The sequence below is a fragment of the Mesorhizobium sp. CA14 genome (genome assembly GCF_020165195.1).
Taxonomy (GTDB): domain Bacteria; phylum Pseudomonadota; class Alphaproteobacteria; order Rhizobiales; family Rhizobiaceae; genus Mesorhizobium.
In genome coordinates, this window is record NZ_JAIUHR010000003.1 from 223,710 (window position 1) to 248,000 (window position 24,291).

The 24,291-nt window shown below is 60.8% G+C and carries 23 protein-coding genes and 1 tRNA gene; 12 read left to right on the forward strand and 12 right to left on the reverse strand.

Going from position 1 to position 24,291, the window contains the following annotated elements:
• Positions 1-102: 102 nt before the first annotated feature.
• Positions 103-315, forward strand: coding sequence for a helix-turn-helix transcriptional regulator (locus tag LB565_RS05355; protein WP_224582119.1), 213 nt, complete (start codon positions 103-105; stop codon positions 313-315).
• A gap of 258 nt (positions 316-573) precedes the next feature.
• Here LB565_RS05355 and LB565_RS05360 read toward each other — a convergent pair whose 3' ends face one another.
• From LB565_RS05360 to LB565_RS05385, 6 genes are all read right to left on the reverse strand, one after another.
• Complete coding sequence (locus LB565_RS05360) at positions 574-1,278, reverse strand: AbiV family abortive infection protein (RefSeq protein WP_224582120.1); 705 nt, start codon at positions 1,276-1,278, stop codon at positions 574-576.
• 168 nt (positions 1,279-1,446) lie between these two features.
• Positions 1,447-3,057, reverse strand: a complete 1,611-nt coding sequence (locus LB565_RS05365) for a non-canonical purine NTP pyrophosphatase (protein WP_224582121.1) — start codon at positions 3,055-3,057, stop codon at positions 1,447-1,449.
• Positions 3,058-4,056: a beta-ribofuranosylaminobenzene 5'-phosphate synthase family protein gene (locus tag LB565_RS05370; RefSeq protein ID WP_224582122.1), complete on the reverse strand. Its 999-nt coding sequence runs from the start codon at positions 4,054-4,056 to the stop codon at positions 3,058-3,060.
• Positions 4,025-4,732, reverse strand: a complete 708-nt coding sequence (locus LB565_RS05375) for a hypothetical protein (RefSeq protein WP_224582123.1) — start codon at positions 4,730-4,732, stop codon at positions 4,025-4,027. Before LB565_RS05375 ends, LB565_RS05370 begins: the two co-directional genes overlap by 32 nt.
• On the reverse strand, positions 4,729-5,859 hold the full coding sequence (locus tag LB565_RS05380; RefSeq protein ID WP_224582124.1) for a DNA adenine methylase: 1,131 nt from the start codon (positions 5,857-5,859) through the stop codon (positions 4,729-4,731). Before LB565_RS05380 ends, LB565_RS05375 begins: the two co-directional genes overlap by 4 nt.
• Positions 5,860-6,142: 283 nt before the next feature.
• Positions 6,143-6,379 (reverse strand): helix-turn-helix domain-containing protein, encoded by a 237-nt coding sequence (locus LB565_RS05385; RefSeq protein ID WP_224582281.1) that lies wholly within the window; start codon positions 6,377-6,379, stop codon positions 6,143-6,145.
• Between the two features lie 136 nt (positions 6,380-6,515).
• Between LB565_RS05385 and LB565_RS05390 the strand changes: the two genes are divergently transcribed.
• The 3 genes from LB565_RS05390 to LB565_RS05400 all read left to right on the forward strand — a co-directional run bounded on the left by LB565_RS05390 (position 6,516) and on the right by LB565_RS05400 (position 9,083).
• On the forward strand, positions 6,516-7,103 hold the full coding sequence (locus LB565_RS05390; RefSeq protein WP_224582125.1) for a hypothetical protein: 588 nt from the start codon (positions 6,516-6,518) through the stop codon (positions 7,101-7,103).
• A gap of 74 nt (positions 7,104-7,177) precedes the next feature.
• Positions 7,178-7,426, forward strand: a complete 249-nt coding sequence (locus tag LB565_RS05395; RefSeq protein WP_224582126.1) for a hypothetical protein — start codon at positions 7,178-7,180, stop codon at positions 7,424-7,426.
• A 67-nt stretch (positions 7,427-7,493) separates the two neighbouring features.
• Complete coding sequence (locus LB565_RS05400) at positions 7,494-9,083, forward strand: recombinase family protein (RefSeq protein WP_224582127.1); 1,590 nt, start codon at positions 7,494-7,496, stop codon at positions 9,081-9,083.
• Here the strand turns inward: LB565_RS05400 and LB565_RS05405 are convergent.
• Together LB565_RS05405 and LB565_RS05410 are read right to left on the reverse strand one after the other, a co-directional pair.
• Positions 9,051-9,124 (reverse strand) — tRNA-Gln (locus LB565_RS05405). The genes LB565_RS05400 and LB565_RS05405 overlap by 33 nt on opposite strands.
• Positions 9,125-9,270: 146 nt before the next feature.
• Entirely contained in the window at positions 9,271-10,203 is a 933-nt protein-coding gene (locus LB565_RS05410) for a YbhN family protein (protein ID WP_224582128.1), read from the reverse strand.
• A 264-nt stretch (positions 10,204-10,467) separates the two neighbouring features.
• Here LB565_RS05410 and LB565_RS05415 point away from each other — a divergent pair, with 264 nt between their 5' ends.
• Both LB565_RS05415 and LB565_RS05420 read left to right on the forward strand, forming a co-directional pair.
• A complete protein-coding gene (locus tag LB565_RS05415) occupies positions 10,468-11,820 on the forward strand; it encodes a Ppx/GppA phosphatase family protein (protein ID WP_224582129.1) in 1,353 nt (450 codons plus the stop codon).
• Between the two features lie 337 nt (positions 11,821-12,157).
• Positions 12,158-12,853: an RlmE family RNA methyltransferase gene (locus tag LB565_RS05420; protein WP_224582130.1), complete on the forward strand. Its 696-nt coding sequence runs from the start codon at positions 12,158-12,160 to the stop codon at positions 12,851-12,853.
• Between the two features lie 40 nt (positions 12,854-12,893).
• Here LB565_RS05420 and LB565_RS05425 read toward each other — a convergent pair whose 3' ends face one another.
• Positions 12,894-14,315, reverse strand: a complete 1,422-nt coding sequence (locus LB565_RS05425) for an MFS transporter (protein ID WP_224582131.1) — start codon at positions 14,313-14,315, stop codon at positions 12,894-12,896.
• 206 nt (positions 14,316-14,521) lie between these two features.
• On the opposite strand from LB565_RS05425, the gene LB565_RS05430 reads away from it, so the two are divergent.
• The 4 genes from LB565_RS05430 to LB565_RS05445 all read left to right on the forward strand — a co-directional run bounded on the left by LB565_RS05430 (position 14,522) and on the right by LB565_RS05445 (position 17,450).
• Complete coding sequence (locus LB565_RS05430) at positions 14,522-14,758, forward strand: type II toxin-antitoxin system prevent-host-death family antitoxin (protein ID WP_224582132.1); 237 nt, start codon at positions 14,522-14,524, stop codon at positions 14,756-14,758.
• A gap of 164 nt (positions 14,759-14,922) precedes the next feature.
• Positions 14,923-16,425 (forward strand): IMP dehydrogenase, encoded by a 1,503-nt coding sequence (guaB, locus tag LB565_RS05435; RefSeq protein ID WP_224582133.1) that lies wholly within the window; start codon positions 14,923-14,925, stop codon positions 16,423-16,425.
• A 46-nt stretch (positions 16,426-16,471) separates the two neighbouring features.
• A complete protein-coding gene (locus LB565_RS05440) occupies positions 16,472-17,020 on the forward strand; it encodes a hypothetical protein (protein WP_224582134.1) in 549 nt (182 codons plus the stop codon).
• A 10-nt stretch (positions 17,021-17,030) separates the two neighbouring features.
• Positions 17,031-17,450 (forward strand): MAPEG family protein, encoded by a 420-nt coding sequence (locus tag LB565_RS05445; protein ID WP_224582135.1) that lies wholly within the window; start codon positions 17,031-17,033, stop codon positions 17,448-17,450.
• 2 nt (positions 17,451-17,452) lie between these two features.
• Here the strand turns inward: LB565_RS05445 and rnd are convergent, their stop codons facing one another.
• The gene (gene rnd, locus LB565_RS05450; protein ID WP_224582136.1) at positions 17,453-18,604 is read right to left on the reverse strand and encodes a ribonuclease D; all 1,152 of its coding nucleotides are present in this window, start codon (positions 18,602-18,604) and stop codon (positions 17,453-17,455) included.
• Between the two features lie 147 nt (positions 18,605-18,751).
• Positions 18,752-20,026: an MFS transporter gene (locus tag LB565_RS05455; RefSeq protein WP_224582137.1), complete on the reverse strand. Its 1,275-nt coding sequence runs from the start codon at positions 20,024-20,026 to the stop codon at positions 18,752-18,754.
• Positions 20,027-20,142: 116 nt separating this feature from the next.
• Between LB565_RS05455 and LB565_RS05460 the strand changes: the two genes are divergently transcribed.
• Both LB565_RS05460 and aspS read left to right on the forward strand, forming a co-directional pair.
• A complete protein-coding gene (locus LB565_RS05460; protein ID WP_224582138.1) occupies positions 20,143-20,901 on the forward strand; it encodes a DeoR/GlpR family DNA-binding transcription regulator in 759 nt (252 codons plus the stop codon).
• A 113-nt stretch (positions 20,902-21,014) separates the two neighbouring features.
• Complete coding sequence (gene aspS / locus LB565_RS05465; protein WP_224582139.1) at positions 21,015-22,808, forward strand: aspartate--tRNA ligase; 1,794 nt, start codon at positions 21,015-21,017, stop codon at positions 22,806-22,808.
• Between the two features lie 274 nt (positions 22,809-23,082).
• On the opposite strand, the gene LB565_RS05470 is transcribed toward aspS, so the two are convergent.
• On the reverse strand, positions 23,083-24,273 hold the full coding sequence (locus tag LB565_RS05470) for a hypothetical protein (protein WP_224582140.1): 1,191 nt from the start codon (positions 24,271-24,273) through the stop codon (positions 23,083-23,085).
• Positions 24,274-24,291 lie beyond the last annotated feature (18 nt).

Consider the following 24,291-nt stretch of genomic DNA (forward strand, 5'->3'; position numbering starts at 1 on the left):
CGCCATCACGGACGAGACGACGAACCTTGTTGCGTCCCCTCGCTGGCTGTCCTGTCTGGTTCCAGCAGATGCCACCAACGACCACCAAGGAGCAGGCGAGCTATGCCCGAGCCAGATCGTATAATACGACTCAGAACGGTCCTTAACCGGACTGGCCTATCCCGCTCTACCATCTATCGCAAAATCGCTGAAGGCACGTTCCCGGCCCAGATCAAGATCAGCATCAACGGGGCGGGCTGGCGGGAGTCCGATATCACATTGTGGGTGGCTGATCCTGTCTCCTGGCATACTAAAGCGGGAAAAAACAGCGACTGATGGCGATCAAATAGCTCGTTGCTGCCCTCCGATGAACGCTCCACTCTGACCAAGGTCAAGACTGTAAGCGGGCCAGAAGCGGACTATCTGCCCGTGGCTACCGTTCCGGCTTAAGCTGCCGATTCGCAGCCGAACCGATCGCGGCGTTTCCGCAACGACTACTGTGGCCCATACCTGATCTCGGCTAGTTGGCGCCGAACGGGACCGAAAATGGCTACGTCGTGGCGGCACGCGAAGAGCGTTACAGCTAGTGAGCGGCTAACTCGTTGAGGCCTTGCGGGCGTAAACTTTTTTCATCATCGCCACCATTTCTTGCTTTGGAGGCAGGTTGGCATAGACATCGTCAACAAACTCGCGCGTCGAGTCCATAATCGAGTCGTGCCGTTGAGCTGATGTCCGTTCCTTCAGCTTCTCTGCGGTTGCCTCTGCTGTGTCGCATGCGAGCACAGTCGCAGCGCGGATGTTGATTTCCGCTGCGTGGATCATTCGATCCACCATCTCGCTTGTGACCACATCCGACGGTCGCTTAAAAACCCCATCAACGAAGTCGCAATAAAGCGATGCGTTCCGTCCTTGGAAAAGCATGGGGCCCACATTGACACCGACGAGTGCTTTGAACAGCACCTCGCTCATGCTGACGGATTTCTGCCCTTGTTTAACAGCGCTTTCCAGTAACGGAATGGCATTTGCTAAGCCCATAAACTGGCTGGCCTTGGAGTCATGCGACCTAAACCGCTTGGCTGTCGATTTCCAATCGACAGGGCGCCCGATGATGATTTGAGTTGCGGCGCCGAGCAGAACGGAAAGCTTGCCATTCTCCTCACAGGCCATGTAGGCCGCAGCATAAGCTCGGGCCAGCTTGCCGTTAGCGCGTAGAATCTTTGCATCGTCCAACAGCTCAAGCGCGTTATCTTTGACGGCAACGATCCCCTGACACACGGTTATAAGATCAAGGTCCTTCATCAAACTGCTTCCCTCATTGGAGTGCTGTGGGGTGATGTGGCGATCACCCCACGCCCCAGCAAACTTACGCGCCGAACAATATACCCTCGATACCTACCTGACTGCGGCTGGTTCATCCTTTCATGGCATGTGCGTCTGTGCAAATCGTCTGCCTAAAGCCTTCGCGAACTAGCGGGCAGGCTCTGAGGCCTGAGCACGCTCCCGCAACATCCGAAGAGCCTTACCATAACCTGTGTTTGATAGACGATATCGCCTTGTTCCCTTAACGGGATCAATCTCAACCTCGTAGTACGCGTAGAAGTCCTGATTGAAGTATCGACTGACATTGTCTTTATGTTTTTGCGACGTTTCAGGCAGCAATTCGTTGATGATTTTTGCGATCTCCGACGTCGTGAACGATGGGCGATTCTCGTCATCCGCCCAGCGAGTCAGAAGGGCGATGAGGATTGCCTCTTCAAGTTTGAACTTCGGTTGCTGGCTTAGCTTTGGCAGCCATCTGTTTAGATCGGGTTCGCCGAGAGGATCGCGGCCGACGTCGTTTTCGATTTCCTTGAGGTATTCCGATAGATCACCATCGTTTTCCCAGACGACGGTCCTTGGATGCCTGGCGATGACCTCAAGTCCCATTCGTTTCTGCTGCTCGTCCCGGGATCGGAATCGAGCAATATCGTTGACATCCCCTGACCGACTACGTTTTACCATTCGGCCAAATCGAGCTGCCTCGGAACTGTTAACAAAAACTATACGGAATTGCTTTCCATATTCACCAAGCTTTTCGACCAGCCAGTCGATCTCGGTAATCGATCGGAACCCCGATATCACGCATGGGGATTCTAAGTCGGCCTCCAAATACTTGGCGATTGCCACAGCGGCGATTTCCGGCTTCTCTATTAGTGCCTGCTCCGCGAAATCACCTATTGAGATATGATCCGGAACATCGTGCCGCATGTAGTAAGCGAGATGCATGAAGTCGCTCGCCTCGACGTGAAGATAGTTGAACGACCTAGCTAGATACTGACTGGCCGTAGTCTTCCCGGCACATGTGTACCCACAAACTATGTAGTTCATGTCCCGTTGCAAAGGTAGATGACGCTGTGGTGTGGCGAATCGAAGGAGTTTTCGTTCTCTGAGGAACTGGAAAAGCTTATTGAACGCCTTACGTCTAAAATCGTGCTTGTTCGCGTCGACGATCGACAAGCTCCCAAGCGGCCCCGACGCTCCGTCGGGCACAAACCACTTATTGAAGGTCTGATTATCCAACCACGGATATATGACATTCGTCGTGAATGTCTTTTCTTGCTTGACGATTTCTCCCGACTGCTCGCCGGTAAATACAATATATTCACCTACTTGCCAAAGCTTCCGATAGTAAGAAGGGATGTGGAGCAGTAGATCCGATCTAACAACTGCTCTCCGATTTCCGCCCGCTGCTTGGACTGAGGCATCTAGGGAACTGAAGGTGGTTTCGCGCATCCAATACTTTACATCTAGACCAGGAACCTCCTCAGCTGCGGAGCTAAGCGCGTCGATCGTCACGGATGTGTCTTCGAGAATAAAAAAATGGCGGGGCGACAAGATTCTTGCCTTCCGCGCTTGTTGGACGGCACTTTCGTAGCTGGCCTTCAGCAGATCTTCGCGTGATTGCAGCCGAGGCTCTGTGTAACCAGCATGGTAGGTCCGCTGACGGAAACCAAGGACGTTGATCGGCTCGCCTTCTGCGAGATAACGTGCGTGCGCCAGTTTCGTTGGATTTGACGTGAAAAAGGTCAGTGCCAGCATTTAAGAACTCGTCATGCGCCTTCCGCTGTTTTTGGGAACGGTCAAGAAGATATCAGCGTCAAGCTGCTCGCTGTGAGCATAAACTCGTTTGAGTGAATCGGGCGAGGCAAAGAAATAGAGCAAAGGACCAAGGCTCGACATGCCCACACAATCGGCCCCGAGTTCGCGAAGCGCTTTGGCAGTACGATCGATGTGCGGCGCGTACTCCGCTCGTTCGAGCCTTTTCCATTCGGTTTGCTGCATCGCACTGATCGCTTGGCAGAACGACGGATAGTCCTGCTCCATCAACGATGCGAGAACCTCGAATACGGCCACATAAGCGGCTTCGAACGACGTGGCCGAAGGCAAAGGGGTCGACCGGCGGAAGAAATCGATCTCTTCTTCCTGCGTTTTAGGCTCGCATTTACGCGGTAAGCATAAACCCAGCGGCCATTCTGGAAGGTTTTGGCGGTGCAGTTGAAGTGGCAAGGCGCCGGTAGCACCCATAGACGAAGGAACAAACTGGTGCGAAAGGCCGCCTGCGATGCCTAAGTCGAACGCAAAGCCTCCATAAAAATAAGTTGATATTCCGACACCAGAAGTCCCGCCCCGGCGCGAGAGCGTAATCAGCTCCTCCGGTCGCGCAGTTCGACGATTGATTTCGAGTAAGCCCTCGATACACGCAAGCTTAATGGCTGTACCCGAGCCCATCCCGAAATGGGTTAGCAGTGACCCGGTGACTTCAAATGTCCCCGCGCTGGAAAGTTCGAGTTGTTGCTTTATATGTTCCAGTTGTTCCCGGAGGCGCTCAATCTCCTGTCCATGCATAGGCTTCTGCCTGCGGTCGAGCACCACTGATCTCTGCGAGGATGTCGTTTTTATTAACGCAGTAGGACCCTCGACAGCGAACCCAAGACCGCCATTTTTTCTCGGAGCCCCCGCATGCATGGAGATCAGGCCAATGTGGACGCGCGGACTGATCTCGATGTTAACCGTCGGCACTCTTGTCCCAACTGTCATTAAAATAATCACGGTACTTGGTTGCGAATGGCTTGTCTGCGATCACATGAACGGCAGGCGCGTGTCTACTCTTGTCGCCGTCGAAAACAGGACCGCCAACGAAAGCGCCGTCGACCATTACAAAGCTATGGCGCGCCTCATGGGGAAAGCGCTTGATTGCAAACCGGCCCTGAAATTTGTGTTTCAGCTGATCGATCTGTGCCGACCTCGCATTGTAACGGTTCTTCGCGTCCCGTGACATGAAATCGTCGGTGGGGACCAGCACTTGGATTTGAAGTCGCTTGTTCGAATGAAGTCGGTCAAGCAGGACATGATCGTCCGCATCGGCATCCATAAAGTCGTCGATAAATCGCGTGGCCGAAGCACCCATGACTTTCACGGTGTCGCGGGCGCCTGACAGTAAAGGTCCGTAGTAGGACTTTTCGTGTCTGTTCTCAAGCAGAGCCTCTACACCCATCGCCCGATAATGTTCGAGCTTATTAAAAGCCGTGACCTGCGTGATAAGGCCGAATACATACAGGACCATGCCGGAAAACAGGCCGCTCACAATGCCCATCATTCGGGGATCATCTGTGTAGGCCAGCCAGTACCAAGAGCCCACAGTCAAGATAAGACAAAATGCGACCAGGATCATCCACAATGGTACAAGTGCAGTCAGCTGCTCGAATGACCTCATTTGGGCACTCCGATATAAAGCAATTCTCGCCTTTTCGATCTGCTAAGGGCGTGGCTGTGTTCTGTTGAATGGACCGATACGTTAGCAAACTTGCTCTCGAAGAACTCGCGGATGCTGGTATCGTCTGGGTACGCCGCCTTCACATAGGAGAGCACCACCGTCGAATTCCTGTTGCGATCGATGAGGTCGAAGAGCTTTTCCTTGAAATGTTTTTTGCGGGACCAATCGGTAAAGTGTTTTGGCTCGGGCATCATGCCGATACTGGAGCCCGGCTCGATCAGCTTCGACCACTCACCGTACTTCGAAAGGCCTTCCAGGAAGTGGTACCGCCGCCAGTAGTTGTCCCGGTTGCGCCGTTCATCTTTCGCGACATACGGCGGGTCTAAGTAGACTAGGTCGTACCCAGGCTGCAAAAGAGAGACGTCGCCTGCTGGAAGTACCGTAGCCGGGGGCAGCCGATCCCTGCGATATGCAAGTAGCTCGGCGAATCCTTGCAACATGTGTTCCCGGAAACCCTTGTCCCAGGTCGCCGCGTTACCGAAGGATCGCTTGACTTCGCTTGCCGTTCTGATCGCGAGATTGGGCCGGTGGAAAAGGTTGAATGGCCGCTTCTTCAAACACGACTGATACAGGAGATAGAACAACAATGATCTGTCGGCGTCGGAAATCGTCATTTCGCCGATTTGCGTTGCAAAGCCATCGATCCATTCATTTTCCGGTGGAAGGAAAAAGATGTTCTCGAAATTTTGGGCAACCGTGCTTCTGATAGGCCGGACCGCATTGATGATAGAAATCAAGCGCTCTTTGGTGATCGTGGCGTCTTCCGTCAATAGCGTCCTGGCCACGTGAGTGTTGAAATGGAAAGCGTCATGGTAGACGACTCGTTTCCTCATGGTCCGAAAAAGCTGAGATACGCTGCCGGTGCCGCCAAACGCGTCAAGTACCGTATCAAATTCCAGCAGTTTCACGCTATCAAACACCCAGGGAAGAAGCTTCCGCTTACTTCCATAGTACCGGGTTGTGGGAAATCGCGAAATCGAAGTCGCAACCGGCTCGATCGCGTAGACCTGCGAGGCAGATGGCGTAACCGACGAAACGTGTTCAGGTTTCAGTTTCTGTTTTTGCATGCCGCACAATACGCGGGAACGAGCGCCAGCATAGATAGCGTCGCAGTGAAATCACAGCATAATCGGCGCTGCAAAGCAGCAATCGTACGGCTGAATGGCATGGTGCCATCTATATAGAGAGTTGGCTTCTGGCTGCGCACTAACGCCGCAAAAAAGTGGCTTGATGGTCGTCTGCTTTCGGGCGCGTGCCGCGGAGCATGCAACTTCCGTCATCGGGCCGCATTGCTGACACTGATGGGCATACCGATAATCCGCAATGGAGCTGGCATGGGTGGCCTTCACCCTAACTGTTTGCGGTACCGCGTGACAGACGCACGCCAGGTCCGCCACCATTTTCGGCAATGAACTCAATTCCCGCAGCTTCGAACGTTGATTTAAGCTGAACTATTGTGGACTGCTTCAACGTCTCGCCTCGTTCAAATCGCACAACCGTTTGAGTTGAGATGCCAGCCTCCTTAGCAAGCTCTAAAACACCCCACCCCAGTGCAGCTCGTGCCATGCGGCACTGCACCGGGTTCATAAAATCACCATAATATGGTGATTTTGATTGATCATCTGCTGCACTTTGTGTAGTCTCGATTTCAACTAGGCGGCCGGGCGGGTGACGCAACACCTACCCGGCCTGGCCACATGCAAGCTGTTGTGGAGCTCGGATCATGGCTGATTCCGACAATAGCACGACTTTGTCTTACGTCACGCTAGGGGGGAGCGACGACGGGGCCATAAATGGAGCTGCTTCCGAGGAGGCAGACCCTGCGCTTGTGCTGCTACGAGAGTGGTTGCGGGCGCAGCATGTCTCGCAAGTTCTCTGCCGCCTTCAACAACGCTTGGAGACGCGCCTTCTCAGCGCCGCCTCATCGGCGGCGTCGGATGCAAAGGTTGGTTACTTGATCGCCTACCAAGCGGAAGTCGAGGCCGCGACAGCGGCTTTGAAAATTCAGGACAGACTTCCCCTTACGCCTGCACACTCGCTTCTCGGCGTTGTCGCCAAGCTCGAAATGGTCGTCCGCGCCGATCGCGACATCGACGATCCGACGGATTTTCCCTGGCCACACATCGAGTCGATCCTTCGTGACCTGAAGGGAATCGCCGGCAGTGTGCAGCTCCTGCAGCCTGGTCGATCCATCGTTCAGGCGGATTGTCGGCGGTATCAAGCCACGGCCGCCGATCTGATCGGTCTCGAAACGCATGCCGCTGACCTCCCGCTTGGTCAGGAACCGGTCGTTGGTGTTGATGCAGAGTAGAAATGGATACGTAGGCGCACACAAAGGCCATTCGGCGCTGAGGCGATTTCGGTCATCCTTGTCCCGATGCAGATATGCTCGGGACAGAAAACGTGAAGGCGGCGCGGCGCGCTGCAAAACACGGCGTTAGGCGCGATGCCCAGGCCGATCTGTTTTCGCGCCAGCGCGTCGTTGACGAGGCGTTCCTGGAACGAACGGCTCGCTTGTTCGAGCCTCGCATGGGGCGGCCGCTATCAACGGAGGATGCACGGCAAATCGTCGACAATATCGGCGGCTTCTTTCGCATCCTTGCCGAATGGGAACGAATTGACCGAGGCAAATAGCTGGCGCTTCATGCTTACCTGATGGCCTTCGGTTGTGCGACGGCGCGATGAAACAGGAGGCACCCCGGTGAACCAGCGAATTGCCCCGATCGCCAAGCCCGCAGGCCTTGTAAAGGCGCTGCTATACGCGCGCGTCTCTTCCAAGGAGCAGGAGAAAGAGGGCTTCTCCATCCCGGCGCAGTGCAAGCTGCTGCGCGACTACGCCCTGCAACATCGGTTCGACATCGCCGAGGAGTTTATCGACGTTGAGACGGCCAAGGCCACCGGCCGGACCAACTTCACCGAGATGGTCAAATATCTGCGAAAGCATCCCGGCATTCGAAGTATCCTGGTCGAGAAAACCGACCGCCTCTATCGCAACCTGAAGGACTGGGTGACTCTCGATGAGTTGGATGTGGAAATCCACCTTGCGAAAGAAGGTGTGACGCTGTCGCGAGACTCGCGCTCATCTGAAAAGTTCATGCACGGCATCAAGGTCTTGATGGCCAAGAACTATATCGACAACCTGTCGGAAGAAGCCCGCAAGGGGCAGATGGAGAAGGCGGAGCAGGGCATCTGGCCGACTAAGGCTCCGCTGGGTTACGTCAACACCACGGGCAAGGACGGCAGAAAGGTTATCGAGCCGCATCCTGAACTGGCTCCAGTCGTCACACAGCTATTCGAGCGTTACGCCACCGGCCAGTATTCGCTCAAGGCTTTGGCCAAGGCAGCCCATGGCGATGGGCTGATCTATCCCAAGAGCGGCAATCCGGTTCCGGTCAGCACCGTGCATATGATCCTGCGCAACCGCCTCTATACGGGACTGTTCCAGTGGGACGGCAAATTGCACCAGGGCAAGCACGAACCCCTCGTATCGATCGAACTATGGGAGCGGGTCCAAGGCATCCTGACGGGCCGCAATGCGGTGCCAACACACCCGACAGGAAACGAGTTCGCCTTTACCGGCCTGATGACCTGCGCCGAATGCGGCTGCGCCGTAGTGGCGGAGATCAAGAAGGGCAAATACGTCTACTATCACTGCACGGGGCACTCGAACAGAGGTCGGGGCGGATACGCAGATTGCCGCCGCAAATATGTCCGAGAGGAAGTGCTCGATCAGGCATTCGCCAGTCTGCTCGACCGGTTGCATTTCGACGAAGAGATACTGGAATGGGTAAGGGCGGCCCTCATGGCCAGCCATGCCGACGAGCGCCGCGAGCATGAACAGGCGATCCATCGATGCCAGGTCGAGTACAAGCGGCTCGAGGATCGGCTGCACGCCATGTACCTCGACAAGCTCGATGGCCGCATCGACAACGCCTTCTACGACCGTATGTCAGCACAGTGGCGAACCGAACAGACGCGCCTGCTTCGCGAGATAGAGCGGCATGGCAGTGCCGAAGAATCATACATGGAGGACGGGATACGGCTGTTGGAACTGGCGCGCAACGCCAGCCGACTGTTTGCGAAACAGCCTGTGCACGAGAAAAAGCGGCTCTTGAATCTCGTGCTGTCGAACTGCCAATGGAACCAGGGCGAGGTTCACGCTTTCTTCAGGCAACCGTTTGATCTCCTTGCGGAAACGGTCGCAACCAGCGCAACAATGGGAGCACAGCAGACAGCTTTATCGAGAGGGAATCCAGTTTGGCTGGGGAACCTGGATTCGAACCAGGACTAACGGAGTCAGAGTCCGTGGGTCTACCGTTAACCTATTCCCCAGCAGGCGCAGCTGGTGCCGCGCGATGCGGGCGGCTCATGTGCCGCGAGCGCTGCCTTGTAGCCGCCATCCGAAAATAGTCAAGCCCGCTATCGAGTTCAATCGCAGGCTTTTTGCCGATGCTCCCCGCGAAAGCGGGCAGGGGGGTTCAACTGCCACCTTTGCTGTACTGCGAATGCTCGAAATAGAGCACCACGCCAAGGCCGATCAGCAGCGGAATGATGAGATAGAACAAGCGGAACACCAGAAGCGCGGCTAGCACGCCGACCGGATCCATGTCGGAAAGGCCGGTGAGGAAGACGACCTCGAACACGCCGAGCGCGCCCGGCGCATGCGACAGAAGCCCGATCGAGAACGACACCATGAACACGCCGAGCACGACGAAATAACCGGGATTGCCGACTTCCGGCAGGGCAAAATAGATGATTGCAGCGGCTCCCAGCAGTTCGACCGGTCCGATCAGCAACTGTCGCGCCACGATCGGCAGCGCCGGGTAGTGGAGCTGGAAGCTGCCGATCGTCAATGGTCTGAGCCGCAGCCAGCTGCCGAAGGCGTAGGCGCCGACGAGGATAAGCATGGCGAGCCCTGCCGCGAATGCAGCGCCATGATGCGGCGCGCCGGTGAAGCGATCGATGATTTGCGGCTCGAACAGCAGAACGAGGCCGCCGAGGAAAACGCTGGACAGGATGAAGGTGAACCAGCAGATCGCCACCAGCACGCCGACCTCCTGGCCGGTCAGCCCTCGCGTGGCATAGGCGCGATAGCGGATCACCGCACCGGAAAACACCGAACCGCCGATATTGTGCGACACCGCGTAAGTGGTGAAGGAGCACAGCGTGACGAACAGCCACGACACTTTTTTGCCGATATGCAGCAGCGCTATGTGGTCGTAACCGGCGAGCGAGGCATAGGCGACGACCGCGCTCAGTGCCGCGAGCACCCAATCGCGCGGCGGGATGGCGGCAATGCCGGCCCAGACATCGTCGAGCGAAATGCCGCGCAGTTCGTGGATGAGCAGCCACAGCGAGAACGCGACGGCCGCGATGCCTATGACCGGCCAGAAATAGCGCCTCCAATTCATGGCGTCGTCATCATGCGCTGCAGCTCATTGATTTGATGTTGCCCAACCCTTCGAACCCGCATTTGAGACATGCCCGATTGAAGCCGGCTATTCAACCGGCAAGACATTGCCCCAACATGATCCTGGCAAAATGCGGCGTTGGCGAAATTCGGCTTCGCGCTCTTGGTGATTGCGAACGGCGCTGCTACTCTGTTGCCAACTTGAAACAAATCGAGGTGCCTGCTGCGTCCTTTCCCGGTTCGCGCGGCGCCGGAAGGAACTGAAGTGGAAGACCACGATACCGGCGCGGGCGCGTCGGCAGTGGGCATGTCCGGGGCCTCGCCGACGCAATCGGCGGGCCCGCACACGGCGCGATTCAGCCGCCACGCGGGCGCGCACCAAAGACATGCCGGCCAGCGACAGATTGGCCTAGGTCAGGCCGACCAGCATGGCGATCAACCGAAAGGCAAGACGCGCAAGCGACGCAAGCGCAAGCGCGGCCGCAAGGTGTTCGCACGCGACGAGAACGGCGCCGTGCCGCATGCCGCGCCTGCCGCCACGCAGGCGAGCCAGCCTCGGAGCGGGCCTTCGCCGGTTGAGCCAAGGCCGGCGGCCCCGCAGCGTCCGCCGCAGCAGGAATTGCCTGTCTTCGCCGCGCTCGACCTCGGCACCAACAATTGCCGGTTGCTGGTCGCTGTGCCCGGCCGCCACGGTCAATTCCGCGTCATCGACGCTTTCTCGCGCATTGTCAGGCTGGGCGAGGGGCTGACCGCCAGCGGCCGGCTCGGCCAGGCGGCGATGGACCGCGCGGTAGAGGCGCTGAAGATCTGCGGCGAGAAGCTGCGCAACCGCAAGATCCGGAAAGCCAGGCTGATCGCCACCGAGGCCTGCCGCTCGGCCGCCAACGGTGTCGAGTTTTTGGATCGCGTCGAGCGCGAGGCCGGGCTGAAGCTCGAGATCATCGATCGCCAGACCGAGGCCCGCCTTGCCGTTTCCGGTTGCGGCTCGCTGGTCGAGCGCGACACCCAAGGCGTGGTGCTGTTCGACATTGGCGGCGGCTCGTCGGAAATCGCGCTGATCGACCTGACCGGACGGCGCTCGCCGCGTCTGGCCAACCACATTGTTTCCTGGACATCGCTGCCCGTCGGCGTCGTCTCGCTCGCCGAGCGCTTCGGCGGCCGCACCGTGACGCGCGAGACCTTTGCCGCCATGGTTGACGATGTGGCCGCACGGCTGAAGGCCTTCGATGGCCGCGATCGGCTCGCGCATGTGCTGGCCAGCCCCAACTTCCATCTGCTCGGCACTTCCGGCACAGTGACGACGCTCGCCGGCGTGCATCTCGACCTCGAGCGCTACGACCGCCGCCGCGTCGATGGGCTGTGGATGGACCGCGACAGCGTCGACCGCATGATCGAGCGGCTGATCGGCTGGGATTTCCAGCAGCGCTGCGCCAACCCCTGCATCGGCGCCGACCGCGCCGATCTCGTGCTCGCCGGCTGCGCCATACTGGAAGCGATCCGCGGTGTCTGGCCGTCCGAGCGGCTGCGCGTCGCCGACCGCGGCCTGCGCGAGGGAATCCTCAGCGAACTCATGGCCGATGACGGCGTCTGGCGCAATAATGGCGGGCGCCGCGCATGATCCCAAAAAGTGGCCGCATTGTTTTGATGAGCAGTCGACCCCCACTCCGTCGAGCTACGCTCGACACCTCTCCCCCGATCGACGGGAGAGAGGAAAGGCGCGAACTCGCCAGCTTTGGCGCCCTTCCTCTCCCTCTGGAGGGGGGAGAGGTGGCGCAGCGAAACGGCGACCGAGTGGGGGAAGCCCTCCGTGAAACGCGAAGCCGTCGCAAAACCGGCGCGACGAAGCGAGCGAGAAAAAGCGGACCGGAAATCCTGATACCGAATTTCAGGACCGGGCCAGCGAAAAGTGGCGATCGGTTTTCGCACAGGATCATGCTCGGGCAAGAAATCAGGCAATGACCAAGAAACCCGAAAAGTCAGGATCTGCCAGCATTCGCGTCCTCAAGACCAGGATCAAGAAGAAGAGCGGCTTGAAGGAATCCTCGCGCCGCTGGCTCGAGCGCCACATGAACGATCCCTATGTGCAGCGCTCGAAGGCCGATGGCTACCGTTCGCGCGCCGCCTATAAGCTGATCGAGATCGATGACAAGCATCATCTGCTGAAGCCCGGCATGAAGGTCATCGACCTGGGCGCCGCGCCCGGCGGATGGTGCCAGGTGGCAGCCGCGCGGACGAAGTCGACCGCGGAAAATCCGCATGTCGTCGGCATCGACTACCTCGAAATGGATGCGGTTCCGGGCGCTATCATCCTGCAGATGGATTTCCTCGATCCGGACGCGCCGCAAAAACTTGCCGAGGCGCTCGGCGGTCAGCCGGATGTGGTGCTGTCCGATATGGCCGCGCCCACGACCGGGCATCGCCGCACCGATCATCTGCGCACCATGCATCTGTGCGAAGTCGCGGCCGATTTCGCGCTGCACGTCCTGAAGCCCGGCGGACATTTCCTAGCAAAGACTTTTCAGGGCGGCGCCGAGAATGAGCTTTTGTCACTGCTGAAGCAGAACTTCCGCTCGGTCCATCACGTGAAGCCGCCGGCCTCGCGCGATGAATCGGTGGAGCTGTATTTGCTGGCGAAGGAGTTCAAAGGCTAGCGCCTTGCCCTTCTCCCCTTGTGGGAGAAGGAGAAGGCGCTCACTTCCCCGCAGTCCCGACCGTTTCCAGCGTCTTTGGTTTGGTCAGCCGGCCGTGGCCCGAGACCGCGTTGCCGGCCTCCGGCGCAAGTCGCATGAAGGTGATCGAGGCTGCCGCCGAGACGGCTGCCACGATGAAGAAGGCGATGTGGAAATCCCGCAGGGTCAGCGGCCCGCCATGGATCGAGGTCGACACTTCGAGGATGCCGCCGGCCAGCGCCACGCCCATCGCGATCGACAATTGCTGGAAAACCGCCGTGATCGGCGTCGCCTTGCTGGTGTCGGCGGACGTGATCTCGGCATAGGAGAGCGCATTGACGCCGGTGAAGAACATCGAGCGGATGAAGCCTCCGACCAGAAGGATCGCCAGCATCAGTGCATAGGGCGTCTGCGGCGTGAACAGACCGTAGATGGCGATCGAGGCGGCCGCGACCAGCGAGCCCCAGATCAGCACGCGCCGGAAGCCGGCGAGCCGGAACAGCAGCGCGGTGACGAATTTCATGCCGATGGCGCCGATCGCCGAGACGAAGATGATCATGCCTGACTGGAACGGCGTCAGCCCGAAGCCGATCTGGAACATCAGCGGCAGAAGGAACGGCACCGCGCCGATGCCGATGCGAAACAGCGACCCGCCGAGCACGGAGGATCGGAAGACCTGGTTGCGGAACAGCTCCAGCGCCAGCAGCGGGCTCCTGGCGCGCCGCGCATGGAGGAGATAGAGCGCGCCGGAGGCCACGCCGACGGCCACCGTGATGAAGCCGGCCATCGGCGGCAGCGCCGGCAGGCTGACGACGGAAAGGCCGAAGACGACGCCGGACGCTGCGAGACCGCTGAGCACAAATCCTGGGAAATCGAGCGGCGGTGTCTCCGCAGGCTCGGTTTTGGGCAAGAACCGCGTGGCGAGCCAGATGCCCAGCAATCCGATCGGCACGTTGATCAGAAAAATCCAGTGCCAGGTGAAATAGGTGGTGATGAAGCCGCCGATCGGTGGGCCGACCAGAGGGCCGACAAGCGCCGGCACCGTCAGCCAGGACATCGCTGCAACCAGCTCGTTCTTCGGCGTGGCGCGCACCAGCACCAGGCGCCCGACCGGCGTCATCATAGCGCCGCCTATGCCTTGCAGGAATCGCGACACCACGAAGGCCGGCAGCGAATTGGAGAACGCGCAGGCGACGGAGCCGGCGATGAAGACGCCGATCGCGGCGCGAAACACCGTCTTGGCGCCAAACCGGTCGGCCATCCAGCCGCTGATCGGAATGAAGATCGCCAGCGACACCAGATAAGCCGTCAGCGCCAGCTTCAGCGCGATCGGGCTCGTGTGGATGTCGATGGCGATCGCCGGCAGCGACGTCGCGATCACGGTCGAATCCATGTTCTCCATGAAAAGTGCGACCGCCAGTATGAGCGGGATGATGCGGTTCAAGGGAGACGCCCTGATCTGTCTTCGCGATTCTAGGCCCGGCTGGGGGCGAACCGGTGCGACCGGGCGGTTACCACGCCTCGTTCCGGATGTCGCATTAAATTGCTGTCACTTTTGCGGGAGCGCAGCCACTGGTGGCGCAATTTTTCGGCGGAATGTAGTTGTACCGGGCGTGCCGTCATACTACCGGTGCTGCTTGGAGTGCTGACATGGACAACACCGTCTGCATAGCTGACGTCGAACGCAAAATCTCCTTCATCCTGCGCGGAGCCAGTGAAGGACAAAGCTATGTCGTGGTCAGCAACGGGCGGCCTGTGGCGCGGATCGTTCCTGCCGACACGCAGGATTTATTGCCCCATTCGCGCGCAGCGTTATTGTCGCGGCTCGAGCAACAGCCGGTTGTCGCTGTCGAAAACTGGACGCGCGACGATACTTACGAACGCTAGCGATGAAGGCCTTGGCTCGAAACGGGCGCCGTCACGTCGCGTAACGATCGGCTTTTCAACCGCGACAGGACGTGTTACCAGCCAGCGCCAATCCTGAAAGGGAAGATGAGAGTCGGCGCTGGCCAATCGGCCCGGCGCCTTTTCCGCATTCAAAAGGACTGGCCATGGCGAAAATCATCGAAACGTCCACCGGCGCGCTGGCGCTGACCTTCGACGACGTGCTCTTGCAGCCCGGCCATTCCGAGGTGATGCCGGGCGAAACCGACATCCGCACCCGCATAGCCGGCGATATCGATCTCAACGTGCCGATCCTTTCGGCCGCCATGGACACCGTCACCGAAGCGCGGCTGGCGATCGCCATGGCGCAGGCCGGCGGCATCGGCGTCATCCACCGCAATTTCTCGCCGGCCGAGCAGGCCGAGCAGGTCAGGCAGGTGAAGAAATTCGAATCCGGCATGGTGGTGAACCCCGTCACCATCGGCCCCGACGCAACGCTGGCCGACGCGCTGGCGCTGATGCGCACCTATTCGATCTCCGGCATTCCGGTGGTCGAAAATGGCGGCACCGGCGGTCACACGGTCGGTCGCCTGGTCGGCATCCTCACCAACCGCGACGTTCGCTTCGCCTCCGATCCGGCGCAGAAGGTCTACGAGCTGATGACGCGTGAGAACCTGATCACCGTCAAGGAGAATGTCGACCAGGACGAAGCCAAGCGCCTGCTCCACAAGCACCGCATCGAGAAACTGGTGGTGGTCGACAGGAATGGCAATTGCGTCGGCCTGATCACCGTCAAGGACATCGAGAAGTCGCAGCTCAACCCGCATGCTACCAAGGATGCGCAGGGACGCCTGCGCGCCGCGGCCGCCACCAGCGTCGGCGACGACGGCTTCGAGCGCGCCGAGCGCCTGATCGATGCCGGCGTCGACCTTTTGGTCATCGACACCGCGCACGGTCATTCGCAGCGCGTGTTGGACGCAGTGACGCGGGCGAAGAAACTCTCAAATTCCGTGCGCATCCTGGCCGGCAATGTCGCCACGGCAGACGGCACGCAGGCGCTGATCGACGCCGGCGCCGACGCGGTCAAGGTCGGCATCGGTCCGGGCTCGATCTGCACCACCAGAATCGTCGCAGGCGTCGGCGTGCCGCAGTTGTCGGCGATCATGTCGGCGGTCGAGACGGCCAGCAGGGCCGGCGTCAGCGTCATTGCCGACGGTGGCATCAAATATTCGGGCGATCTCGCCAAGGCGCTGGCCGCGGGCGCAAGTGCGGCCATGATCGGTTCGCTGCTTGCCGGCACCGACGAGAGCCCCGGCGAGGTCTATCTGCACCAGGGCCGCTCCTTCAAGGCCTATCGCGGCATGGGCTCGGTCGGCGCCATGGCGCGCGGCTCGGCCGACCGCTACTTCCAGGCCGAGGTTCGCGACACGCTGAAGCTGGTTCCGGAGGGCATTGAAGGGCAGGTTCCTTACAAAGGACCTGTGGCTGGCGTGCTGCACCAGCTTGCAGGCGGCCTGAAAGCCGCTATGGGTTATGTGGGTGGGCGTGACCTTGCAGATTTCCGCGAGCGCGCCACCTTTGTGCGCATATCCAACGCCGGACTTCGTGAAAGCCATGCCCATGACGTCACGATCACCCGCGAAAGCCCCAATTACCCGGGCGGAATTTGATCGGCAGGACGATCAGTCCGACCGCCGGCGGGGACTGTGGCGTGATTTGAGCGTGGCGGTGCTGCGGCTGTCGCGTCACGCGGCGGCGCTCTCCATCGCCTCGATTGCGCTGTTCCTGGTTATGACGGCGCTGGAGTTTCTCTATTTCCAGCGCTTGAGCGGCGGCCTGGCTTCGCTCGACATGCGCATTGCAGGTTTCACGCCCGACGAAGGCATGGCCTGGCTCACCGCGCTCGGCCGCCGCGGCGGCGAGATCATCATCGTCTGGCACTATCTGACCTTCGATCTTTTGTTCCCGGCGCTGCTGTCGCTGACGCTGGTGAGCCTCATCCTCGCCCTCGGGCGGCGACTCAGCACCTTCCGCGCCATGCCGGCGCAGCTCCAGGCCTTGTTCTCGCTGGTGCTGGTGCTGCCCTATGCGGTCGCAGACTACGCCCAGAATTTCGCGCTGGCGCGGCTGCTTTCCGACTTCCAGCTGGCCAATCCCGATTCGCTGGCCTTCGCCTCGTCGCTGACCGTCACCAAATTCGCGCTGCTGGCGATTCCGGTCTTCGTCATCGCGGTCTTCGCGCTGGCCGGGCAGCGGCGGCGCTGAGGGGAAGCAGATGCGCCAGACCGCCATCTTCTGGCCGATGCTGGCGCATGTTCTTCTGGTCTATATCGTCTATCTGGTGATGTTCAAGCGGCGCTATCTCGCCGTGAAGTCGGGCGAGGCCAGGATCAGCCAGTACAAGGTCCGCTCGACCGAGCCCACCTCAAGCGTCACCGCCGCCAACAATCTGATCAATCAGTTCGAGCTGCCGGTTCTCTTCTATGCGCTGTGCCTGGCGCTGTTCGTCACCAACGGCGTGAACTATCTGACGCTGGCACTGATGTGGCTCTTCATAGTCACGCGCTATGTTCACGCCTGGGTGCATCTCGACAGAAACTATGTGCTGCACCGCAGCCGCGCCTTCTTCCTTGGCGCGGGCATACTTCTCATCGCCTGGATCTGGTTCGCGCTGCACCTGCTGGGGCTGGTTTAACGCTATAGATCGAACACCGCGATCCGGCGCTTGTCGAACTTGATGCCGATCTCACCGCGCACCAGCCTTAGCGCCTGCTCGCCGAAAACGGCGCGCCGCCAGCCCTGCAACGCCGCCACGTCGGCTTCCTCGCCCTCGGCGGCTATGCGGTCGATATCGTCGCTGGAGGCAAGCACCTTGGTGGCGACACCTTCTTTCTCCGCGACGATCCTGAGCAGCACCTTGAGCAGTTCCGCCGCCGCGCTCGACCCCTCCGGCGGCTGCAAGCTTTTCGGCAGTTTCGGCATCGCGTCCTTGGGCAGCGCCAGCGCCGCGTTGACCGCGCCGAGCAGCGCGGTTGCCGTGGCCGAGCGTTCCCAGCCTTTCGGCGTGGTGCGCAGTTTGCCGAGCGCGGCCGCATCGCGCGGCGCCTGCTGGGCGATCTCATAAATCGCGTCGTCCTTGAGTACGCGGCCGCGCGGCACGTCGCGCTCGCGCGCCTCCCGTTCGCGCCAGGCGGCAACGGCCTGCACGATCGCCAGCTCCTGCGGTTTGCGCAGCCGCATCTTCAGCCGCTTCCAGGCATCCTCTGGATGCGGATCGTAGGTCTCGCGCGAGGTGAGGACGTCCATCTCCTCGTTCAGCCAGTGGGCGCGATCCTCGCGCTTCAGCTCGGCGCTGAGATGCTGGTAGACCTTGATCAGATGGGTGACGTCGGCAAGCGCGTATTCGAGCTGCTTGTCGGAGAGCGGCCGGTGCCGCCAGTCGGTGAAGCGCGAGGACTTGTCCAGCCGGGCTCCGGTGACCTTCTGCACGAGCTGGTCGTAGGAAACGCTGTCGCCGAAGCCGCAGACCATCGCCGCCACCTGCGTGTCGAAGACCGGATGCGGCACCAGATCGCCGAGATGGACGATGATTTCGATATCCTGGCGCGCCGCGTGGAAGACCTTCAGCACCGCTTCATTGGCCATGAGCCGGAAAAACGGCTTCAGGTCGATACCGGGCGCCAACGGATCGATGAGCGCCTCGATCCCAGGCGCGGCGATCTGGATCAGGCAGAGGATCGGCCAGAAGGTCGTCTCGCGGATGAATTCGGTATCGACGGTAACGAATTCCGACTTTTCGAACGCCGCGATAACGCTCTCGAGTTCTTCTTGTGTGGTGATGACGCGCATCAAATCGCTTTTGGCACAGTATCAGGCCTCTTTCAATTTCAGCCGCGCGCGCTTTCGTCAAGCGCCGCGACGTAAGCGGTGGTTCGATCGTCGGGTTCTCCCGTGCGAAATCGCACCGCGTGCCCGCACCCCATCCCGCGATGCCCGTCAAGCGGCTGCGGCCAGCTTCGCTAAGTGGCGCTGCCGCGCGAGCCGTTCATGCTTCATAAGCTCGCGCCGGGACCCTCTCTCCTGTCGAGCCGGATCCTGTCCCCTCGGGTATTGCGTTCGACGACGGTCGCCGGCCGAGCGCGCCCGCTGCCGCCAGGCTGAGCACAATGAAAGGTATGCCGATGCCAAGGCCGAGCGGATGCCCCAATGGTCCGACACGAAGCCGAGGAGCGGCGGGCCAAGCAGGAAGGCGACGAAGGAGATCTGCGACAGCGCCGCCACGTTGATCGCCGCGGGGCGGTCGGTGCGCTGCGCCGCAGCCGAGATCGCCAGTGGGAAGATGGCGCTGCTGCCGATGCCAAGAAGCGCAAAGCCCAGCATCGAGATGAAGGGCAGGGGCGAAAAGAAGACGATGAACACGCCGACCATCATCGTCGCCAACAGCACGCGCGCCACGCCGCTTGGCGAGTAACGATCGACGAAGCTGTCGGCGAAGAAGCGCGTCGTCGCCTGCGAGAAGGCGAACAGTGCGACCGTGATCCCGGCGACGAACGGCCCTGAGTCGAATACTGTGCGCATATAGATCGCCGACCAATCCATGCTGGCGCCTTCCATCAGCATTGCCGACAGCGTCACCGCGACGAGGATGAGGATCGGCAGCGTCGGCCGGGCGAACATCGGCGCCTTATCGCCGGACGCGGCGAAGCGGGCGGGCGCCGGTTCGAAGCCGCCGAGGAACAGCGCCATCGCAGCTGCAACCATCGGCACCACCAGCGCCAGATGCAGTTGCGGCGACAGGCCGAGATGCGCCAGCGCTCCGCCGAACAGGCCGGCGCCGAAGAAACCGATGCTCCAGAACGAATGCGCCCGGTTCATGATGCGGCGTTTGAGCAGGAACTCGGTCCTGTCGGCCTCGACATTCAAGATGATCTCGATGCTGCCGATCATCAATCCGACCGGGAGCAGCATCAGGAACAGAGCGGCGGGGCCGGGCGCGTGCACCGCGATGGCATAGGCGAGGCCAAGCAGCGGCACCAGCCAGAGCAGCGCGCGACGAAAGCCGACACGCTCCAGGATCGGCGTCGCCAGCGTCAGCGCGATAAGGGTACCGATCGGCGTGCCGATCAGGGCGAGCCCCAGCGTGCCATCCTCGATCCCCATGGCTCGTTTGATGTCGGGCAGGCGCGGGAAGATGTTGCCCATGGCAAAGGAATAGATTGCAAAGCCCGCATAGACGCGGTGCTGGGAGGCGAGTTTCAGGCCAAGGATCATCGCGGGCAATCCAACAGGGAGTAATGACGGGCGAATTCTCGGGTCTGCTCACGACCCCGTTTCTTGCATGAACCGGCAAAACATGCAATAACGTGCACAAATAAATAGGATCATGCATGCTCACCGAAGAACGGCATCAACTCATCCGGAACCAATTGGCTGCGGACGGAAGGGTGCTGGCGGGCGAGCTCGCCAGCCGTTTCGGCGTCTCGGAAGACACGGTGCGCCGCGATCTGCGCGAGTTGGCGAAAGCCGGGCAGTTGCGCCGCGTCTATGGCGGCGCGGTCGCCTCCGCGCCCTTTGCCGCCGCGACGCTCAGCCAGCGCAGCCGTCATGCGGTCGAGGAAAAAACGCGGCTCGCCACGGCGGCGGTTGGACTGCTGGGCGCCGGGCAGTCGCTGTTCATCGACGGCGGCACGACCAACGAGGCGATCGCCAGGGCGATCCCGCGCGATATGGAGCTGACCGTCGCCACCAATTCGCTGGGCGTCGCTTCGGCTCTGACGGACCTTCCCCTGGTCGAGCTGATCGTGCTCGGCGGCCGCTACGTGCCCGATCTCGGCACCTGCGTCGGGGCAGATACGCTGGCCGCGGTGGCGCAACTCGGCGCCGATCTGTTCTTTCTCGGATCCTGCGGGCTGGATGTCGCGCGCGGCGTCACCGCATTCGATTCGGCCGAAGCCGAAGTGAAACGCGCCATGGCGAAAAACAGCGCCGGCATCGTGATTGCCGTCACCAATGACAAGCTCGCCACCGCCGCGCCCTATCGCGTGGCGGGGGCGGATGCGATCCGTCATCTCGTGGTGGAAAAGAGCGCGCCTGCCGCCACTCTCGCCGATTTCCAAAGCCGGGGTGCGCAGGTCCACTTTGCCTGAACGTCGCAGCGGTGCACCTGTGTGACCGCTTGCCTTGACAAAGCCGGCCTCTCATGCGCTTTTCGCGCCAATTTTCGAGCCGGGCCGTCGCCCGCAATTTCCGGACTTTACCAATGACCACGCATCGTTACCGCAGCCACACCTGTGCCCAGTTGAGAAAGAGCGACGTCGGCAATTCCGTCCGCCTGTCGGGCTGGGTGCATCGCGTGCGTGACCATGGCGGGCTGCTCTTCATCGATTTGCGCGACCATTACGGCCTGACCCAGATCGTCGCCGATCCGGATTCGCCGGCCTTCAAGGTCGCTGAGACCGTGCGTGGCGAATGGGTGATCCGCGTCGACGGCGAGGTCAAGGCGCGGCTGCCGGAAACCGTCAATCCGAACCTGCCGACCGGCGAGATCGAGATTTTCGCGCGCGAGATCGAAGTGCTGTCGGCCGCCAAGGAGCTGCCGCTGCCGGTGTTCGGCGAGCCGGATTACCCCGAAGACATCCGCCTGAAATACCGCTTCCTCGACCTGCGCCGCGAGACGCTGCACAAGAACATCGTCGCGCGGACAAAAATCATCGCAGAGATGCGCAAGCGCATGGGTGAGGTGGGCTTCACCGAATTCTCGACGCCGATCCTGACCGCGTCCTCGCCGGAAGGCGCGCGCGACTTCCTGGTGCCTTCGCGCATTCACCCCGGCACCTTCTACGCGCTGCCGCAGGCGCCGCAGCAGTACAAGCAGCTGATCATGGTCTCCGGCTTCGACCGCTATTTCCAGATCGCGCCCTGCTTCCGCGACGAGGATCCGCGCGCCGATCGCCTGCCCGGCGAATTCTACCAGCTCGACCTCGAGATGAGCTTCGTCGAGCAGGACGACGTGCTCTCCACCATGGAGCCGGTGCTTCGCGGTGTCTTCGAGACCTTCGCCGCCGGCAAGCCGGTGACCCGGGAATTCCGCCGCATTCCCTATGACGAGGCGATGCGCACCTACGGCACCGACAAGCCGGACCTGCGCAACCCGATCGAGATGCAGGCGGTCTCGGATCATTTCCGCGATTCCGGCTTCAAGGTTTTCGCCAACATCCTCGCCAACGACGCGAAGGCCGAGGTCTGGGCGATCCCGGCCAAGACCGGCGGCAGCCGCGCCTTCTGCGACCGCATGAACTCCTGGGCGCAAGGCGAGGGGCAGCCCGGGCTGGGCTACATCTTCTGGCGCAAGGAAGGTGAAAAACTCGAAGGCGCCGGTCCGATCGCCAAGAACATCGGCGAGGAGCGCACCGAGGCGATCCGCCAGCAGCTCGGCCTTGCCGATGGCGATGCCGCCTTCTTCGTCGCCGGCGACCCGAAGAAGTTCGTCACCTTCGCGGGCGCCGCGCGCACGCGCGCCGGCGAGGAGCTCAACCTGGTCGACCGCGAGCGCTTCGAGCTTTGCTGGATCGTCGATTTCCCATTCTTCGAATGGAACGAGGACGAGAAGAAGATCGACTTCGCCCACAACCCGTTCTCCATGCCGCAGGGCGGCATCGACGCGCTTAACGGCCAAGAGCCGCTCGGCATCAAGGCGTTCCAATACGACATGGTCTGCAATGGCTTCGAGATCGCGTCGGGCGGCATCCGCAACCACCTGCCGGAAACCATGGTCAAGGCTTTCGAGATGGTCGGCCTGGACCGCGCGACGGTGGAAGAGCGCTTCGGCGGCCTCTACCGCGCCTTCCAGTATGGCGCGCCGCCGCATGGCGGCATGGCGGCCGGTGTCGACCGTATCGTCATGCTGCTCGTGGGGGCCAAGAACCTGCGCGAGATCACCATGTTCCCAATGAACCAGCAGGCCTATGACCTGCTGATGAACGCGCCATCCGAAGCGACCCCGCAGCAGCTGCGCGAGCTGTCGCTGCGCGTCGCGGTGGCGAAGAAGGACTGACGGCAGCTCTTCAACTGCCCTTTCTCCCCGTCACTATACGGGGAGAAATGTCCGGCAGGACAATGAGGGGCAGCGCGGATGCTGGCGATTTACGGGCCGCCGTAGCAGGCGGGGCTTTCTGACCGGCAATCGGTCCTGCATCGAATTTCATTCGCAAGCGTCGGCGCTGCCCCTCATCCGCCTGCCCGTCCTCCGCAGCAGCTGCGCTGCGGCTTCGGAGGGTGGACCGGCACCTTCTCCCCGTATGGGGACGGGGAGAAGGCAGGTAATTCCATCAGTCCTGGTTCGCCTTGACCTTGACGCCCAGCGTCTTCGGCAGATCGAGCGGGTTGGACATGGCGCCGGCCATGATCAGCGCGAACGGCACCGACGACGGCGGCTCGGCCGAGATTTCCAGGCTCTTCGGATTGTCGAGGAAGGTGTTGACCGCCGCCGAGACTTCCGCAGTCAGCTCGGGATTGTTGAGCTGCGCCATGCCGAACGGCACGATCGCCTTGGCCTGGTTGGCGACGTCCTTGGCCGACATGCCCTGTTGCTTGCCGACATAGTCGAGCACCTTGCCGGTCAGCGAATCGTCCTCGAAGCGCACCGATGCGCCGTTGAAGGAAAGCTGTTGCATCAGGCCGAGCATGGCCATGCCTTGCGCGGAATTGTCGGCGCCTTCCGGCTGGGCGGCGAGCTTCTTCCGCATTTCCTGCATCGACTTGATGAAGTCGAGCGTGTAGCCGCCGAGATTGAAGGTCATGCCGAGCGTGCCGGCATTCTCGACCGAGATGTCATATTTCGACAGCTCCATCTTGCCGTCGCTCGGCTGCCAGGTGCCGGCCATCGCAATGTTGCCCGAGATGTTCTGGTAGCCGAGCGCCTCGATCGCTTCCTTCGACTTCGCATCGTCGACCAGCGAGAGATCTGCGGTGAATTTTTCGGTGTTGGCGGTGAAGTCCATCGCCTTGCCGTCGGCCGGCGGGGTGATCTGGACGGCAAGCCCGTCCATCGCGAACGCCGTCTTGTCGCCGACCTTGACCGTCATGTTGGAGAGTTCCGCAGACTTGTACATCATCAGCGAGCCGAGCGGATCGGTGCCGCCTTCGGCCGGGACCTTCATGTCGTGGATGACCACCGGGCTGAGATTGAGCGTCACGCCGTCCTTGCTGTGCTCGAAGGGCGAGGTCGAGACGGTGGCGATCTCATAGCCGCCATTGGCTTCGCTGACCCCTTCCAGCTTCACGTCGCCGATCGGCAGTGCTTCCTTCTCGGCGGCCGGCTTGATGGAAACGCCCTGCAGCACGGCGTTCGAATCGTCGCCCGAGACACCGGTCCAGGAAATGTCGACGCCCTGGGCGGCAAGGGCCGCCTTGATGCGCTCGGCCACCGCCGGATCGGCGGCGAACGCCGCATTGAGCGGCAGCGTCAGCAGAAAGGTCGAAAAAGCCAATTTCTTGAGCGTCGAGCGTTGGATTGTCATGGCGAGTTCCCTGTCCTG